This window comes from Acidobacteriota bacterium (assembly GCA_016196035.1).
Taxonomy (GTDB): Bacteria; Acidobacteriota; Blastocatellia; order RBC074; family RBC074; genus JACPYM01.
In genome coordinates, this window is the sequence record JACPYM010000117.1 from 1 (window position 1) to 16,043 (window position 16,043).

The window sequence follows — 16,043 nt, forward strand, 5'->3', positions numbered from 1 at the left end:
CTGTGGCAAAGAATCCGGTCAGACTGCTCACGTTGAGCGCTGGAATAACACCTTACGCCAGCGGCTGGCGCGCTTTGTCCGTAAGACCTTGTCCTTTTCCAAGTCCGACGAGATGCACGAGATTTATTTGCGACTGTTTCTTCATCGTTACAATCTTTCGCTTGGCTCACCCGGCTGAGCCACTACCAAATAACCATCACGCGTTTGCAGAATGTCGCGGATGAAGTTGTGCGGCAGCCCGTCATCGGTCGCCCAATGGTCAAAGCAGTACGGCAGAGATTGCGCGCGCAGCAAAATTGGCAGCCCCAGCAACAGAAAGTCCTCAAAACGCCTGCCAAAGACACTACACTGATTCCTGATTCCTGCTAGCTTGAAAACCAGTCGGCATTTTCAAGCTAGCAGGAATCAGGAATCAGTTAAGCCGCTCAGGTGCTCTTGTTGGCAACTTTGCAAAAGCCCTGGCAACAGCGCGAGCGAGCCCAAGAGGTTCTTGACACCCCTCAAAGCAACCACCTACACTCACGTCCGTTCAGATATTTGAAGAAACCGCTTTGGGGGTGCATTGGATTCGATGGAAGACCTGAAGCGACGGATGCATACCGGGAAGCTTGTAACCCGTAAACTGCAGGCAAATGTTAATTGCGAACACTGAACTCGCAATGGCAGCCTAGTTAACTCTAGTTCACTGCCCGTCCGCTCCCGCCTCGCCTGTGGGTGGGACTCCGGGCGTCATTTTTGCAGGCTAGCAAATCGGTGCAGGTCAGAGCCGCCCAGCGAAACTTCTCTGGCATAGTTTGGGCGCGGTTCTTCGCCGCTTCTGCTACCGGGCCCGGGCGAAAACTCAAGCGAAGCGGCTAAGTATGTAGATTCCTTCGTAGACGGCTGCCAGACGAGAGTTCGATTCTCTCCACCTCCACTTTGAAGGCAAAAGGCAAAAGGCAAAAATCAAAGGGCAAAAATAGGAAGCAGCACTTCCGGCCTTTTGCTTTTTGATTTTTGCCTTTTGCCTTTTGCCTTTTGATTTTATGAACCCACTTCCCATTGGCATCTTCGATTCCGGCGTCGGCGGCTTGACCGTGTTGCAGGCCGTGCGGCGGCGCTTACCCAACGAAAACCTGATTTACCTGGGCGATACGGCGCGCGTGCCTTATGGGACGAAATCGCGCGCGACGGTCGAACGCTATGCCGTCGAGGACGCGGCGTTCCTGGTGGAAAAGGGTGTGAAGTTGATCGTGGTCGCTTGCAACACGGCTTCGGCGATGAGCCGCGAACGCTTGCGGCGCGAATTCGACACGCTGTTTTTGACAGTGCTGGGGCCGGGCGCGCGGGCGGCGGCGCGGGTGACGCGCAACGGGCGCGTGGGCGTGATCGCCACCGAAGCGACGATTGAAAGCGGCGCGTATGCGCAGGGCATCCAGGAAGCCAGCGGCGCGCGGCCCGTCGAAGTCTTTTCGCAAGCCTGTCCATTATTCGTTTCGTTGGTCGAAGAGGGCGAGGTGGATTCGGCAATCACGCGGCTGGTGGCCACAAAGTATCTCGCGCCCTTGCGCGCGCAGCAGATTGATACGCTTGTGTTAGGATGCACGCACTATCCGTTGTTAAAACCCGTGCTGGCCGAAGTGATGGGTGAAGGCGTGACCTTGGTGGATTCGGCGGAAGCTGTCGCGGTTGAAGTCGAGACTTTGTTAAGCGAAAAAGGCCTGCTCAATCCGCAAACGGAGGCGGGCCGCAACGAGTTTTATGTGACGGATGCGGCCCAGCGGTTTCACCGCATCGCGGCTGGAATTTTGGGCGCGCCGCTCGCCCATTTGGAAGCGGTGGAGGTTTGGGGACATGACCGATTACCAACAAACATTCCGGCGAGCTGATGGACGCGCGCCGCTGGATTTGCGCACGGTACGCGCGACGACGAATTTCACCAAATGGGCCGAAGGCTCGGTTTTAATCGAAATGGGCCAGACGCGCGTTGTTTGCACGGCTTCGGTGGAAGACCGTGTGCCGCCGTTTTTGAAAGGCAAGGGCGTCGGCTGGGTCACGGGCGAATACGCCATGCTGCCGCGCGCGACCGAAACGCGCGTGCAACGCGAAAACCGCAACGGCCCATCGGGGCGCACGCACGAGATTCAACGGCTGATCGGGCGCAGCCTGCGTTCGGTGGTGGACATGGCGGCGCTGGGCGAACGTTCGGTGACGATTGATTGCGACGTGTTGCAGGCCGATGGCGGGACGCGCACGGCTTCGATCACGGGCGGCTTCATCGCGCTGGCCATCGCGCTCAACCGGGCGATGGAGAGTGCCAAAATCTTGCGGCCCCCGCTGCGTGATTACATCGCAGCGATCAGCGTGGGCGTGATCGGCGAGCGCGTGCTGCTCGATCTGGATTACAGCGAAGATTCCAAGGCGGAAGTGGACATGAACGTCGTCTGCACCGGCGATGGCCGCTTCGTCGAGGTGCAAGGCACAGCGGAAACCGAACCCTATGACCGCGCCCGGCTGGATGAGATGCTGGACGCTGCCGAAGACGGCATCGCGCAATTAATAGACATTCAAAAACAGGTTTTAGCGAAAGCTTTGGGCACGGAAACGTTCAGAGCTTTGTTGCCTCCAGATCAGCGAGGCAAGATCAACTGGAAGGAGAAGGCACAATAATGCTTCGCACATTTCGCATCGCTTCTTTGATTTTCTGTTTCTTTTCGTTAGTCGCGCTGGCCGGGCTGGCGGGCAAGGTGCAGGACACCTTTGATGACCCGGAGGGGAAATACAACGTCACGTTGCCCAAGGGCTGGCTGGCGATTTCCAGCAAAGACCGGCTGAGCGGCAAGACCGATTTCCTGATTGTCTATGGCATTCGCGAAAACGGCGCGTTGAAAATCACGACAATGGACGTGGACGCCAAGCTGCCGATGTCTGATGTCGCCTTGAAACATGAGACCGAAACCTTGCGCTTTCAGCCGGGTTACACTAAAGGCAAGGTTGAGAACTTTGTTGTGGGCCCTCAGGCTAATGGCTCGCTCATCACCTACGATTTCAAAAACACGGCAGGTCAGCCGATGATCGGGCGCAATTACTTTTTGCGCGCGAATGACACGACCGTGTACGTGCTGCGGTTTACGGGCCGGGCTAATACGCTGGGCTCGTTGCGCAATCAAACCGATACGATTGCCCGCTCATTCAAGCTGAAATGAGCTGAGTAGGCTGTACAGCAGGCTGCCAGCCTGCTGCGGGTTTTGATAAGAGACGCAGTCACTTTCATTGCATCACTGACCCACACCAGCAGGCTGGCAGCCTGCTGTACAATGAATTCGAGAAACAGAGAGAGGGGAGCACTTGCACAGGCAGGCGCTTCCCTCTTCTTGTTTTTTGGATTGGCTGGCAGTTACAGCCCGCGCCGCGCCGCGCTGGGCGCCTCAGCCAACGTAACGCTGAGTTGTTGCTTGCGCCCGCTGCGCCAAAGCTCGACTTTGACAACGTCGCCCAGGTTCTTGTCGCCGATGGCACGATCCAGGTCATCGGAGTTTTTGATCGGTTGCCCATCAATGCCGGTGATCACATCGCCGCCAATCAAGATGATCTGACGTCCGAGTTGCGCGCGCTCTGACCCGCCTTGAATGCCGGCGCGGGCCGCCGAACTGCCCGGTTCGACCTGCATCACCAGCAACCCTTCTTGCACGGGCAATTCCAACGCTTCTGCCAAACGCCCGCTGACAGGGTAAGCGGCGATGCCAAACTTGGGTTTGCGCACGCGGCCATAGGCCAGAATATCCGGAATGATCTTTTTGGCCGCTTCAATCGGGACGGCAAAGCCAATGCCGACCGAGCCACCCGACGGGCTGTAAATCATCGTGTTGATGCCGATCTGCCGTCCGTGTGAATCAAGCAGCGGCCCGCCTGAATTGCCGGGATTGATCGCGGCGTCGGTTTGAATAACGCCTTCGATCAGGCGATTGGTCATCTCCGAACGAATCGGGCGCGACAATCCCGACACGATGCCAGTCGTCAGCGTGCGATCCAGGCCAAAGGGGTTGCCGATGGCAAGCACCTTTTGACCGACAAATAATTCTTTGGAGGTGCCCAGCGGAATCGGCGCCAATTCGGCGGCAGGCGCTTCAATCTTGAGCACGGCCAAATCCTTGTCTGGGTCGAAGCCCTGCACGCGCGCCTTGTAACTTTTGCCATTGGGCAGTGAAACGTCAATCTTTTGGGCTTCCTGGACAACGTGATAATTGGTCAGGATGTGGCCTTCTTTATCGAGAATCGAGCCGGAGCCGGAACCTTGTTGCGGATAGGCGTAAAAGAAATCCTGCACGATGGTGGTCGAAGTGATGTTGACCACGCTGGGACTCATCGCGCGGTAAACTTCCTGATTGTTTTTCTCATCGCTCGCCACGCTGGGATCGGTCAGCCCGGCCAACTGTTGTTGGGCATCCGTCCCGGCGGCAGCGTTTTTCTCGGCATTCGCGCCACGCTGGAGCAACCAGTTTTCGGTGCGGTCATAAAAGAGTACGGCGCTAGCGGCAAAGACCGCCGTGGCCAGCGCGAGCAAGACCAATTGTTTGGCACTAACGTGATAGGTATTCATCTCAACTTCTCCTTGCGTTTGGAATCCTGTCGGCACTTCAGCATACCGCGACTTGCTGGAAAAAGTTCGGCGAAAGCGGGCGAAACAATTCCAGCAACGGAAAAAATCTGCTGAAACCGGCACAGATTGTAAAGGATGTTAAGCGGAGTGAAAACAGGCTAACTGAAACGCGCGGCAGCGCGTTAATACAGTACGGGGAGCGTGAGCGACCTGAGCTTCGGCGTAGGGCGTATTGGATGCCAAGAGCACAATTGCTGCGGCTCAGGTCGCTCACGCTCCCTGTATTGATCCTACGGCCAGCGCCTCGCGATGTGGCCTAATGATCGCGGCAATCGCCCGCACCTCTTCCACCAATTCGCGGAACATATCGAAGAGCAACGCCTGCGGGCCGTCGCACAGCGCGCGTTCAGGGTACGGGTGAATATCAATCAACAACCCATCGGCCCCCACCGCGATGCCCGCGCGTGAGAGCGGCGCAACCATGGCGCGGTTGCCGGTCGAGTGGCTGGGGTCGTAAATAATCGGCAAATGCGAAATGGCCTGCACCGCCGGAATGATCGAAAGGTCAGGCGTGAAGCGCACGTGATTGGCAAAGGTGCGCACGCCTCGTTCGCACAGGATCACTTCGTAATTGCCCTCGGACATGATGTATTCCGCACCCAGCAAAAACTCTTCGAGCGTCGAAGACATGCCGCGTTTGAGCAGCACAGGTTTGCGCGCCTGGCCCGCGCGTTTGAGCAATTGGAAGTTCTGGGCATTGCGCGTGCCGATCTGGATTACGTCGGCATAACGTTCGACCAAATCCAGCGAAGGCTCGTCCACCGCCTCAGTCACGATGCGCAAACCGAACCGGTCGCGCACTTCGGCGAGAATCTTTAGGCCCTCTTCGGCCAAGCCTTGGAAAGCATAAGGCGAGGTGCGCGGTTTGAACGCGCCGCCACGAAACCACTGGCAACCGGCAGCGGCAACGGCTTCGGCGGTGAGCATCGTCTGTTCGCGCGATTCAACGGCGCAAACGCCCGCAATCATGGCGGGTTCGAGGCCACCGATTTCCGCCGTGCCAACTTTGAAAACCGACTTGTTGTGCTTGAGATCGCGTCCGACCAGTTTGTAGGGCTTGGTCACGCGCACACATTCGGCCACGCCGGGCAATTCGGCAAAGGGATCGGTCGCAATCGCCCCTGTATTGCCCGTGATGCCGATGGCTGTGCGATTGGCGCCCGGCATAGGATGCGCTTTCAGACCGAAGGATTCGATGGTGGTGACGACGCGCTGAATGTCAGTTCCAGTCGCGTCGGGAGTCATAACGATGAGCATTCAAACAATCTCGTTTCCGTGGGCTTCTTGAGAACTGCTGCTTCACTGCCCTGCTTTTCAGGTTGATGACGACGAAGTTGGGCAGTGGCTAAATCGAGTGGGACGGCGTGTCAGTAGCCCGCGCGTGAGCAAGGGCTGGTTGCTGCCAGTCGAGCCCTTGCTCACGCGCGGGCTACTGACACATCCCGCCTAACTTAGCCACCACCGGCGCAGTGGAACTCTTATACCAATCAATCGTCTCCCGCAATCCTTCTTCAAACCCAACCCGCGCCCGAAACCCGAACTCGGCTGCCGCGCGCGTCGTGTCCAGACAGCGGCGCGGCTGGCCGTCCGGCTTGCTCGCATCCCATGCGATGCGCCCTTTGAAACCGGTCAGCGTAGCGATCTGTGCGGCCAAATCCTTGATCGAAATTTCAAAGCCCGCGCCCAGATTGACCGGGGCGGATTTGTCGTAGCGTTCCGCCGCCAGCAGCAAGCCTTCGGCACAATCGTCGGCGTGCAGGAATTCGCGGGTTGCCGCGCCCGTGCCCCAGCAGGTGATGTGGTCGGCGCCGGCGCGCGTGGCTTCGACGCATTTGCGAATCAACGCCGGGATGACGTGGGAATTGTGCGGGTCGAAATTATCGTGCGGGCCGTACAGATTCACCGGCAGCAGAAAGATCGCGTTATAGCCGTATTGCTCGCGATAGGCTTGCGCTTGCACGAGCATCATCTTTTTCGCCAGGCCGTAAGGCGCGTTGGTCTCTTCGGGGTAGCCGTTCCAAAGGTCGGCTTCTTTGAACGGGACAGGCGTGTCTTTTGGGTAAGCGCAGATAGTGCCCGTGGCGACGAACTTTTTGACGCCGTGCTGGCGGGCCGCTTCGATCAGTTGCACGCCCATCATCAGATTTTCGTAAAAGTATTTGCCCGGATTGTCGCGGTTGGCGCCAATGCCGCCCACTATGGCGGCGAGGTGAATGACCAAATCGGGTTGGGTGTCGGCATACAGGCGGCGCACGTGTTCGCCTTGCACCAGATCATACTCGCGGCTGCGCGGAATGAAGATGTGTTCAACGCCGCGCGCTTTGAGTTTGGCGACGACATAGGAACCGAGGAAGCCTGCGCCGCCGGTCACGACGACGCGTTGATAGGGAAATGAGTTCATCGTTCTTGCCTAGATCGGTTTTCACCTCGGTGTCCGGGAAAACCGCGTAGCGGGACGGTACCGCGCGCGTGAGCAAGCGGCGTATTGGCCGTTCAAACAAGGGGGTGAGTTTGACGCACCGCTTGCTCCCGCGCGCGGTACCGTCCCGGCGTCAACTGACTCCCGTAAACGCAATTGCAAACTGCTCTAAAGTTCAGCTTAAAGAGTTAGCGACCAAAACCAGAAAGACTTGCGCCATTCAACCATCACAGCGCACCTCATCACAAGGTGGGGCGGTTGGACAACAGCACAGGCTTTCGTTCAAACTACCTGCCGTTTCCCCCTGGATGTTGGTTGTCATTGCCTATGAGTATGAAGTCATCTCCGCTCGCCGCCGCCCCGGCCATCGCCCCGCTTGCTACGCCGGAAAATCCTTATGCAACCGCTGTAAGCGACTTTCTCGACATTGCCGTCGCCGAGTTGGCCAAACTACGGCAACGCCTGACCCCAAGCTATTTTCAGCGCGTCGCCGCCTTGATCCTCGGCGCCGAAGCACGTGGCGCACGGTTACACATCACCGGCATCGGCAAGCCCGAATATGTCTCGGGCTATATCGCGGCCCTGTTTTCCAGCACCGGCACGCCGACCTATTTTTTGCATGGCACCGAATGTGTGCACGGCAGCGCGGGACAGGTCGTGCCGGGCGATGTGGTGTTGGTCATCTCAAACAGCGGCGAGACCGCCGAGATGAAAGCCACCGTGCGGGCGCTGAAAGCCAATGGCGCGCGATTGATCGGCGTGTCGGGCAACCCGGCTGCGTGGCTGGCCCGCCAGTGCGAAGAGTTTTTATTTGCCGGCGTCGAGCGCGAAGGCAGCCCGCTCAATTTCGAGCCGCGGGCCAGCGTGCTGGCGCAAATTTATGTTTTGGCCGCACTCAGCATCGAATTGCAGGCCCGCAAAAACATCACGCGTGAACATTACAACGCCTGGCATCCGGGCGGGGTGATCGGCGAGGCGCTGAGCGACTGATGCCCGTGGGCCGTTACGGCGCGTCATCTTTCAAATGCAACTGACAAACGCAACTGATGCAAAAAGCGCTGGACATAGGCGCCAGGCTGCCAGTTCAGCTTGTCGTGGGCTGTAACAGCGCCTGAAAACGCGGCTCTGCGCGCAGGCTTTCAAAATCCGCTTCGATGCGCGCCCGCGCTGTGTTGAAGGTGCGGCGGCCTTCGATGGCCTTTTGCAGATGCTCCAACGCCAGTTCCGTTTCGCCGAGCATGGCGCAGCCGCAGGCGATGTAATAGCGCGTGAACGGATCATCCAAGCCTTGCTGCAAGCGTGCCTGAAAAGCCGTGAGCATGCTCTCAAAAGCTTCACGCGCTTTCGTCAACTCGCCCAGCCGCACATACACCGCCGCCAATTTCTGCTGCACTTCGATTTGCGTGCGCTCTTTCAAGGCGTGATTCGTGTGTTCCAAAAAGGCCAGTTCGCGTTGGTATTCGGCCAGGGCTTCGTCATAGCGGCCTTGCAAATAATACGTAAACCCCAGCCGCGCGTAGGCGCCGATGATTTGGACGCCTTCGTGATTGTATTGATAACTTTCCTGCGCTTCGACGGCTTGGCGGCTCAGTTCCTCGGCGCGCGCGTATTCGCCCAGATAAGTGTAAACGTGTGCCAGCGACGGCACGACCCAGGAATTTTCAGACGAGTCTTGCAGTGCGCGCTCATATTCGGCGGCGGCTTCGCGGAACCAGCCTTTGCCGATGAAGTAGGCACGCCCCAGCGAAGCGCGCACAAAACTATCATTGGGTGCAAAGGCCAGTGCGCGTTTCAACGCGCCAATCGCATCGGCGATACGATCCAGAGCGATGAAGGCAAAGCCGATGGCGCTGTAACTTTCCGCCAGGTTTGGGCGCAACTCGATGGCCTTTTGCGCATACTCAATTGCCTGTTCGATCAAATCCAGTTGCCCCAAATACTGGCCCTTGATGGTCAGGACATACGCCAACCCGGCGTAAGCCTGGGCATAATGCGGATCAAGTTCAATCGCCTTGTGCGTCAACTCAATTGCGGTTTCGATGGCTTCGGGCGCGCCGGAATACGCCAGCGCGCGGGCGCGGATATAGGCTTCATAGGCTTCGAGCACATCCGTTTCGCGCGCCTCGATGCCCGCCCGTTCGCCAATGCGCAGGCTCAAATCCAAATCGCGTGAAAGCTCATAAACGATCTTGTCCTGCAATTCGAAGATTTCGTGCAAGCGCCCGTCAATCTTGACGGTTTTGATGAGTTCGCCGGTCTCGACTTCGACAAAGCGCGCCGTGATGCGCAACATCTCGCCGAAGCGTTGATAGCCGCCGCCGATGATCCAGCGCGCGCCGACTTCGCGCCCGACGCGCGTGGCGAACTTCTCGTCAAAGTCGGGCTGCTTGTCGGCATTCCAGCGGCGCAAAACTTCGTAAATTAATTCGCGCCCGATCACCGCCACACCTTCGATATTTTTCATGTCCGCCGTGACGGTTTCGGCAATACCGACGCCAATCCATTCATCCTCCGGGCTGCCGGTGATGTTGTTGAAACGCAACACAGCGATGCTCTTCCCCGACCGCGCCTTGAGCGCCGCCGAATCCAGTAGATTACCTCCGATATACGTGGCATAGCTGTCTTCGCCCGGCAGCGGCACCGGCGCGCTGCGATAGGTTTCGGCCCCGAGCACGGCGGTAACCCCATGTTTCAGGCTATCCAGATCAAAGGTGACTTCGCGCAAGCTTTGATAACGCAAGGCGCGGTCTTTGGCGATCATGCGGTGAATGACGTCTTCGAGGGCGGGCGAAACGTCGCTATTGAACGTGCTGAGCGGCGCGGGCGAAGCGTGCAAAATCGCATCCACCACCGCCAGCGCCGAACTACCCGTGAACGGCAGCACCCCGGCCAGCAATTCATAATAGACAATGCCCAGGCTGAAAATATCGCTGCGCCGATCTACCTCTTCGCCCAACGCCTGTTCCGGCGACATGTAAGCAAACGTCCCCAGCACCGTGCCGGGCTGTGTTTTGAGCAAACTGGTGTGGTAAAGGCTGGCCGTCGGATCTTCACTGGCATCGCCCTGCGCCAGCGGGTTGAATTTGGCGACGCCGAAATCGAGCACCTTGGCACGATTGTTTTCGGTCAGCAGAATATTTGACGGTTTGAGGTCACGGTGAACGATGCCGCGCTCGTGCGCTTCGGCCAGGCCATCGGCGATTTGAATGAAGACATCTAGCCATTCATTGAGTTCCAATTGGCCGCGCAGCGCTTTGAGCGTCTGGCCCGGCACATACTCCATCGCAATGAAGCTGTAACGCGCGCCCGCGTGCTCGACTTCGTCAATCTCGTAAATCGTGGCGATGTTGGGATGATTGATAGCGCTGGCCGCCTGGGCCTCGCGCAGAAAGCGCAAGCGCGCCGTTTCGGACTGTTCATCCGTCCCCAGCAAGAACGTTTTCAGCATCTTTATTGCGACGTAGCGGTTCAGCCGTGTGTCTTCGGCTTTATAAACATCGCCCATGCCGCCGGTGCCTAGTCTTTCGAGGATGTGGTAGTGGGAAATCGTTTCGCCAATCATAGGTTTATTTGTTGGTCTGTTCCTTCTCCTGAAGTGCCGCTAACGAAAGGCGGCACGCGTGGGTTTCATTTTGCGTCACGGGGCGCAATTTTTCTAGTTGAGCCGCTTGGCGCAAATTGTTTGGCGACGTGACCGCCAAACGCCGGGACTTGATTTAGACTGCGCTCTGCTTTGACGCGCTCCGGCGAGGCACAAAATGTCTGACCAAGCTGACTTCAAAGAATTAGGGGAAAGGTTGCACCAGCGCCTGCGGGACGGGCGCGACAGCCGGGTCAGCGCCGAAATCGCCGAACGGTTTCTGCCGCCGCTCGCGCAACTGTTGCGCCGCCACTTCGCGCGCCTGCCCGATCCGCAACTGATCGAAAGCGCGGCCATTGACGCCCTGCTCCATTACTTCGCCCACCCGGAAAAGTTCGATCCCGCCAAAGGCAGTCTGCTCGGCTATCTACGCCTCGACGCCACGCGCGACCTGCTCAATCTGTTGGCGCGCCAGAAAAAAGTTGTCGAACTTCAGCAGCCGCTGCCGGAATACGATGTGTTGGACAAAGCAGCGAGCGATCCTGAAACGCAGTTGCTCGCGCAAGCCACGCCGCTGGTGCGGCTGGTGCGGGCCTGCGTGACCGACCCGGTTGACCGCGAGTTGCTCGAATTGATGACGGACGGCGTGCGCGAAACCGCCGCCTACGCCGCCGTGCTCGGCATCGCAAATCGCCCGGCGCGCGCGCAGGAAAAGCTCGTCAAGCGGCACAAGGACCGGTTGAAGAAAATGTTGCGCCGCGCCTGGCAGCGGCACAACAAACAGCGCCGATGAATACTGACGAACAATCCATTCAACTGCTCACCGCGCTCGCCGCGCGCTTGCGCGACGATCCCGTATTTATGGCGCACACGCTCGCCCGCTACCAACAGCAGCGCGGGTTGGATGACAGGAAACTGGCAGCAGAGTTAGGCGCGTTGCCGGAGATGGTGCTGCGACTCGCGCTGTGCCGCCGTCCGGTGACAGGCGCTCCCGATTTCGCCGAGCAGGTGCGCGCGTTGGCCGATTTCGCGTTGCTGGACGAAACGCGCTTGGCGCGCGTGATGCGGCGCGTTGATGAATTGAATGAAGCCAAGGCGCTGCCGCGCAACTTCCGGGCGCATTGGCTGGCAGGCGCCCGCGCGGCCTGGGCCGCACTCGCCCCCGCGCGTGTTCCGTTGTTGGCAGGCGCTGTCGGCCTGATCTTTTTCGTCGTGACTGGCGCGCTGCTCTGGCGCGCTTACCACTGGCCGCCAACTCAGAACAGCGCGCAACAGCGTCCGCAACCGGCGGCTACGTCAAGCATGGCGACGACCTCAGTTACTCCCGCGCCCCACGACAGCACGCCGCCGAGCGGCACTCACGCAAGCACCGCCGCACCTCTGCCGGAGATCATGACTGTCAAAATTGACCTTGAAGACTATCCCAGCTTGCGCGCAGCGGAAGCCGTCAGCAACGAAGCTACAAAAGTCATTCATCTTCCGGCAGCGCGCGCTCGATTGGTGCTCCGCCTGCCGGAGAACAGCGCGCGTGGTTGGTACCGGGTCAGGCTGTTGGGCGACTCCGGCAAAACGGTAGGCACAGCGAAAGCCATGAGCATTGATGGCAAAAGTCTGTCTGTGCCGCTCGATCTGCGCGGGTTGCGCGCCGCCAAATATCTTTTGCGGCTCACACACGCCGATGAACCACCGGCAGATTATCCGGCCAGCATTAATCGTTTGAGTGGCCGTCGGAAAAACCAAGGAGATGCTCAATGATACTGTGCACTCAATGCGGAAATGCGAATGACGATGCCAGCCAGTTTTGCCTCCACTGCGGTGATGCGATAAGCGCAGCCAGCGAGTCAGTAGAACAACAACGACGCATGGTTGAACAAGCGAATTTGGCGCGCCTGGCCGCCAGTACGTGTCCGAATTGTAGCGCCGCAATGGCTGTTGTCATCAAACGCTCTGGCCTGGGACTGGCGCTAGTGATTCTCGGCGTCGCACTGACGCCGTTCCTGATCGGCATTCCGCTCTTCATCGCCGGGTATATGTTGAGGTTTGGCGGCAAGGGGCGGGCTTGTTATCGCTGCCCACGCTGCAACTACTCAAGCGCATAGTCAGTGCTCTAAGTGGATACTCTTCAGCGGAGGTGTAGCCGTGACCAAAGCAACCAACAATTGTTACCTGTGCCGACGAATCGCCCCGCGTGGCGTGGGCTGCCTGGTTAGCCTGCTGCTCATAGCGTGTTCAAGCAGCGCGGCGCAAAGCAACCAGGAAGTTCGCGTGCTGGAGCCTGACCAGCCAATCGAACGCGCGCTTGCAGGCGTCGAGAGTCATTTTTACCGGCTGACGCTTGCCGCCGGTCAGAGCATGCAAGTGACGGTCGAACAACCCAGCATCAATGCGCGGCTGCGGCTGTTTGGGCCGGATGACAAGCTGCTCGTTGAGTCCAGTTCGTGGTGGGAAGGATTGCGGCGGTTGTGGTGGGTCGCGGAGACGAACGGCGCATACCGGTTGGAGATTCTCTCGGCCAACCCGCACAACGCGACCAGACTTTATCGCGTCAGCCTCGAAGAGTTGCGGCCCGCCGGCCCGCCGGAGCGGCTCCGCGTCGCCGCGCAGCAGGCTTTTTATGAAGCGCGCGAGTTGCAATCCATAGATGAGGTCCAGTCGCGATTCAACGCCATTCCGAAATTTCAGCAAGCGCTGCAACTGTGGCGCGCGTTCGGCGATCAACGCCAGGAAGCACGGGTGCTGCTGGAAATCACCATCAACTACGCCGAACTCAGTGAATACCAGCAGGCGCTTGATTATGGTCAACAGGCCTTGCGCTTGCGGCAAACGGCGGCGGATCGCAGATGGGAAGCGACGCTGCTCAACACTGTGGGCGAGGCCTATCAATATCTTGGTGAGTATGAGCAGGCGCGCGCCAGCTTTGAGCAGGCGCTGCCGCTCTGGCGCGCGCTCGGGCATCGTCCGGGGGAAGCCTGGACGCTCAACGATCTAGGTTCGGCTTACCACGCCGTGGGCGCGCGCCAGCAGGCGTTCGATTACTATCAGCAAGCGCTCAGCGTCTATCAGGCAGCGGGCGAGGCCGACGGACAAGCCCTCGAACTCACGCGGCTGGGCGCGTTTTACGCTGCGCTCGGCGAGCCGGAGAAAGCGCGCGAAGCTCTTCTGCAAGCCTTGCAGTTCTGGCAAGTGCAGTTCTCGCGCGGCTACCCCGACTCCAGACAGGCGCGCACGCTGCATTATCTCGGCGACGTGTCCGCCGCCAGCGCTGAGCACGCGGCGGCGCTGGAGTATTACAACCAGGCGTTGCAACGCTGGCGCACGATTGGCGACCGGTATTGGGAGAGCATCACGCTCCACAGCATGGGCCAGACCGCCGCGGCAGCGAGCGACGCCGAGCGCGCATTCGATTGCTTCAACCAGGCGCTGGCGCTACGCCGCGACATCGGCGACCGGCGCGGGCAAGCCGCCACGCTCACCCAACTGGGCGCGCTCCATTACGCGGCGGGCGCTGGCGCTGCGGCGCTCGATCATTTCCACGAGGCGCTGACCTTGCGCCGCGCCATCGGTGATCGTGAAGGCACGGCGGATACGCTTTATCACCTCGCCCGCGTGGCGCGTGAACGTGACGCTTTAGACGAGGCGCGCGCGCAGATCGAAGCGGCGCTCAGCGCGGTTGAGCAGGTGCGCGCCAACTTCATCAGCCAGGAACTGCGCGCTGCTTATTTCGCCACCGTGCGCGCCTACTACGAGTTTTACCTTGACCTGCTGATGCAATTGCACGAGCGCCGCCCGGCGGAAGGCTTCGCCGCGCAGGCCCTGCAAGCCAGCGAGCAGGCGCGCGCGCGCAGCCTGTTGGAACTGCTGGCCGAAGCCGGGGCCGAGATTCGTCAAGACGCCGACCCACAGCTTGTCGCCCGCGCCCGCGCCGTCGAACAACGCCTCAACGCCGCCGCGCAGCGCCTGAACCTGCCCGGCAACAAACTCACGCCCGCGCAAATCGCCGCGCTGGAGCGCGAGCTCACGGCGCTCTCCGACGAGCATCAGCAAATCGAAGCGCAACTCCGCGCGGCCAGCTCCCGTTACGCCGCGCTCACCCAGCCGCAACCGCTCAAGCCGGCGGAGATTCAGCAACTGCTCGACCCCGACACGCTGCTGCTCGAATACGCGCTCGGGGCGGAGCGCAGTTTCTTGTGGGCGGTGACGGCGACGACGCTCGACAGCTTTGAACTGCCCAAGCGCACCGCGATCGAAGCCGCCGCCCAGCGCGTCTATCAATTGCTGACCGCGCGCAATCAACGTCCGCCCGGTGAAACCGCCACCCAATGGCGCGCGCGCGTGCGGCAGGCCGACGCCGCGTATCGCGTGGCGGCGGCGGCGTTGAGTCAAATGCTGCTCGGCCCGGTCGCCGCGCAATGGGGCAACAACCGGCTGCTCATCGTCGCGCAAGGCAGCTTGCAGTTCATTCCCTTCGCGGCGCTGCCCGCGCCTGAAATGGAGAGACAGCGAGACGGGGAGACGGGGAGACAAAAAGCTGCTCGCCGCGCCGCCACGCCGCTGATCGTCAATCACGAAGTCGTCAACCTGCCCTCGGCTTCCGTGCTCGCCGTCTTGCGCCGCGAGACGGCCACGCGCCCACCCGCATCCAGGACGCTCGCCGTGCTGGCCGATCCGGTCTTCAGCGCCGACGATGAGCGCGTGCACGCAGACGTCCGTGCGCCGACTGAAAAGCCAGCGTCGCCGGGCCGCGACCGGCTGCGCGATGTCGAGCGAGCCTGGGAGGATGTCAGCGGCGGCGGCGGCGGCCCCACGCGCCTGGCGCGGCTCTCCGGCACGGGCTGGGAAGCCGAGCAGATTCTGGCGCGCGTGCCCGCCGGGCAGCGGCTCAAGGCGCTCGGTTTCGACGCCAGCCGCGCCGCCGCCACCGCTCCGGCGCTCAGCCAATACCGCTTCGTCCACTTCGCCACGCACGCTTTGATTGACAACGTGCATCCCGAACTTTCGGGCATCGTCCTCTCGCTGGTGGATGAACAGGGCCGCGCGCAGGACGGCTTCCTGCGCGCGCACGAAATCTTCAACCTCAAATTCAACGCCGAACTGGTCGTGCTCAGCGCCTGCCGCACGGGCCTCGGCAAAGAGATCAAAGGCGAAGGCAGCATCGGCCTGACACGCAGTTTTATGTACGCGGGCGCGCCGCGCGTAGTCGTCAGCCTGTGGTCGGTGCGGGATAAAGAAGCGGCGGAGTTGATGGTGCGGTTTTACAAACGATTGCTGGGGCCGGAACGAATGTCGCCCGCGGCGGCCTTGCGCGCGGCGCAGGTCGAGCTGTGGCGGGGGCAGCAGTGGCAGTCGCCTTATTACTGGGCGGCGTTCGTGCTGCAAGGCGAGTGGAAGTAGCTGTCAGTCTTTAC

The 16,043-nt window shown here is 60.1% G+C and carries 13 protein-coding genes and 1 other RNA gene; 10 read left to right on the plus strand and 4 right to left on the minus strand.

Translation table 11 applies throughout. From position 1 onward, the window contains the following. The 5 genes from HY011_32670 to HY011_32690 form a co-directional block, all read left to right on the plus strand. The coding region (locus HY011_32670) for an IS1 family transposase (GenBank protein ID MBI3427702.1) at positions 1 to 178 on the plus strand (178 nt) is incomplete at its 5' end. Between the two features lie 375 nt (positions 179 to 553). Beyond that, positions 554 to 919: a transfer-messenger RNA gene (gene ssrA / locus HY011_32675) on the plus strand. A gap of 106 nt (positions 920 to 1,025) precedes the next feature. Further along, entirely contained in the window at positions 1,026 to 1,868 is an 843-nt protein-coding gene (locus HY011_32680; GenBank protein MBI3427703.1) for a glutamate racemase, read from the plus strand. After that, positions 1,834 to 2,649, plus strand: a complete 816-nt coding sequence (rph, locus tag HY011_32685) for a ribonuclease PH (GenBank protein ID MBI3427704.1) — start codon at positions 1,834 to 1,836, stop codon at positions 2,647 to 2,649. The genes HY011_32680 and rph overlap by 35 nt, the downstream gene beginning before the upstream one ends. Beyond that, a complete protein-coding gene (locus tag HY011_32690) occupies positions 2,649 to 3,185 on the plus strand; it encodes a hypothetical protein (GenBank protein MBI3427705.1) in 537 nt (178 codons plus the stop codon). Before rph ends, HY011_32690 begins: the two co-directional genes overlap by 1 nt. Before the next feature lie 191 nt (positions 3,186 to 3,376). Here HY011_32690 and HY011_32695 read toward each other — a convergent pair whose 3' ends face one another. The 3 genes from HY011_32695 to HY011_32705 all read right to left on the minus strand — a co-directional run bounded on the left by HY011_32695 (position 3,377) and on the right by HY011_32705 (position 7,040). After that, positions 3,377 to 4,579 (minus strand): trypsin-like peptidase domain-containing protein, encoded by a 1,203-nt coding sequence (locus tag HY011_32695; protein ID MBI3427706.1) that lies wholly within the window; start codon positions 4,577 to 4,579, stop codon positions 3,377 to 3,379. A gap of 270 nt (positions 4,580 to 4,849) precedes the next feature. Beyond that, entirely contained in the window at positions 4,850 to 5,896 is a 1,047-nt protein-coding gene (gene aroF / locus HY011_32700) for a 3-deoxy-7-phosphoheptulonate synthase (protein MBI3427707.1), read from the minus strand. A gap of 172 nt (positions 5,897 to 6,068) precedes the next feature. Then, the gene (locus tag HY011_32705) at positions 6,069 to 7,040 is read right to left on the minus strand and encodes a GDP-L-fucose synthase (protein ID MBI3427708.1); all 972 of its coding nucleotides are present in this window, start codon (positions 7,038 to 7,040) and stop codon (positions 6,069 to 6,071) included. A gap of 351 nt (positions 7,041 to 7,391) precedes the next feature. Between HY011_32705 and HY011_32710 the strand changes: the two genes are divergently transcribed. Further along, positions 7,392 to 8,048, plus strand: a complete 657-nt coding sequence (locus HY011_32710) for an SIS domain-containing protein (protein ID MBI3427709.1) — start codon at positions 7,392 to 7,394, stop codon at positions 8,046 to 8,048. A 94-nt stretch (positions 8,049 to 8,142) separates the two neighbouring features. On the opposite strand, the gene HY011_32715 is transcribed toward HY011_32710, so the two are convergent. Then, complete coding sequence (locus HY011_32715) at positions 8,143 to 10,620, minus strand: protein kinase (GenBank protein MBI3427710.1); 2,478 nt, start codon at positions 10,618 to 10,620, stop codon at positions 8,143 to 8,145. A 196-nt stretch (positions 10,621 to 10,816) separates the two neighbouring features. Here HY011_32715 and HY011_32720 point away from each other — a divergent pair, with 196 nt between their 5' ends. From HY011_32720 to HY011_32735, 4 genes are read left to right on the plus strand one after another with little or no spacing between them, the layout of a single operon-like run. Further along, positions 10,817 to 11,431, plus strand: a complete 615-nt coding sequence (locus HY011_32720) for a hypothetical protein (protein ID MBI3427711.1) — start codon at positions 10,817 to 10,819, stop codon at positions 11,429 to 11,431. Next, positions 11,428 to 12,393: a hypothetical protein gene (locus tag HY011_32725; GenBank protein ID MBI3427712.1), complete on the plus strand. Its 966-nt coding sequence runs from the start codon at positions 11,428 to 11,430 to the stop codon at positions 12,391 to 12,393. The genes HY011_32720 and HY011_32725 overlap by 4 nt, the downstream gene beginning before the upstream one ends. Next, on the plus strand, positions 12,390 to 12,737 hold the full coding sequence (locus tag HY011_32730) for a zinc ribbon domain-containing protein (GenBank protein MBI3427713.1): 348 nt from the start codon (positions 12,390 to 12,392) through the stop codon (positions 12,735 to 12,737). Before HY011_32725 ends, HY011_32730 begins: the two co-directional genes overlap by 4 nt. A gap of 40 nt (positions 12,738 to 12,777) precedes the next feature. Next, the gene (locus HY011_32735; protein MBI3427714.1) at positions 12,778 to 16,029 is read left to right on the plus strand and encodes a CHAT domain-containing protein; all 3,252 of its coding nucleotides are present in this window, start codon (positions 12,778 to 12,780) and stop codon (positions 16,027 to 16,029) included. The last annotated feature ends 14 nt before the right edge of the window (positions 16,030 to 16,043 follow it).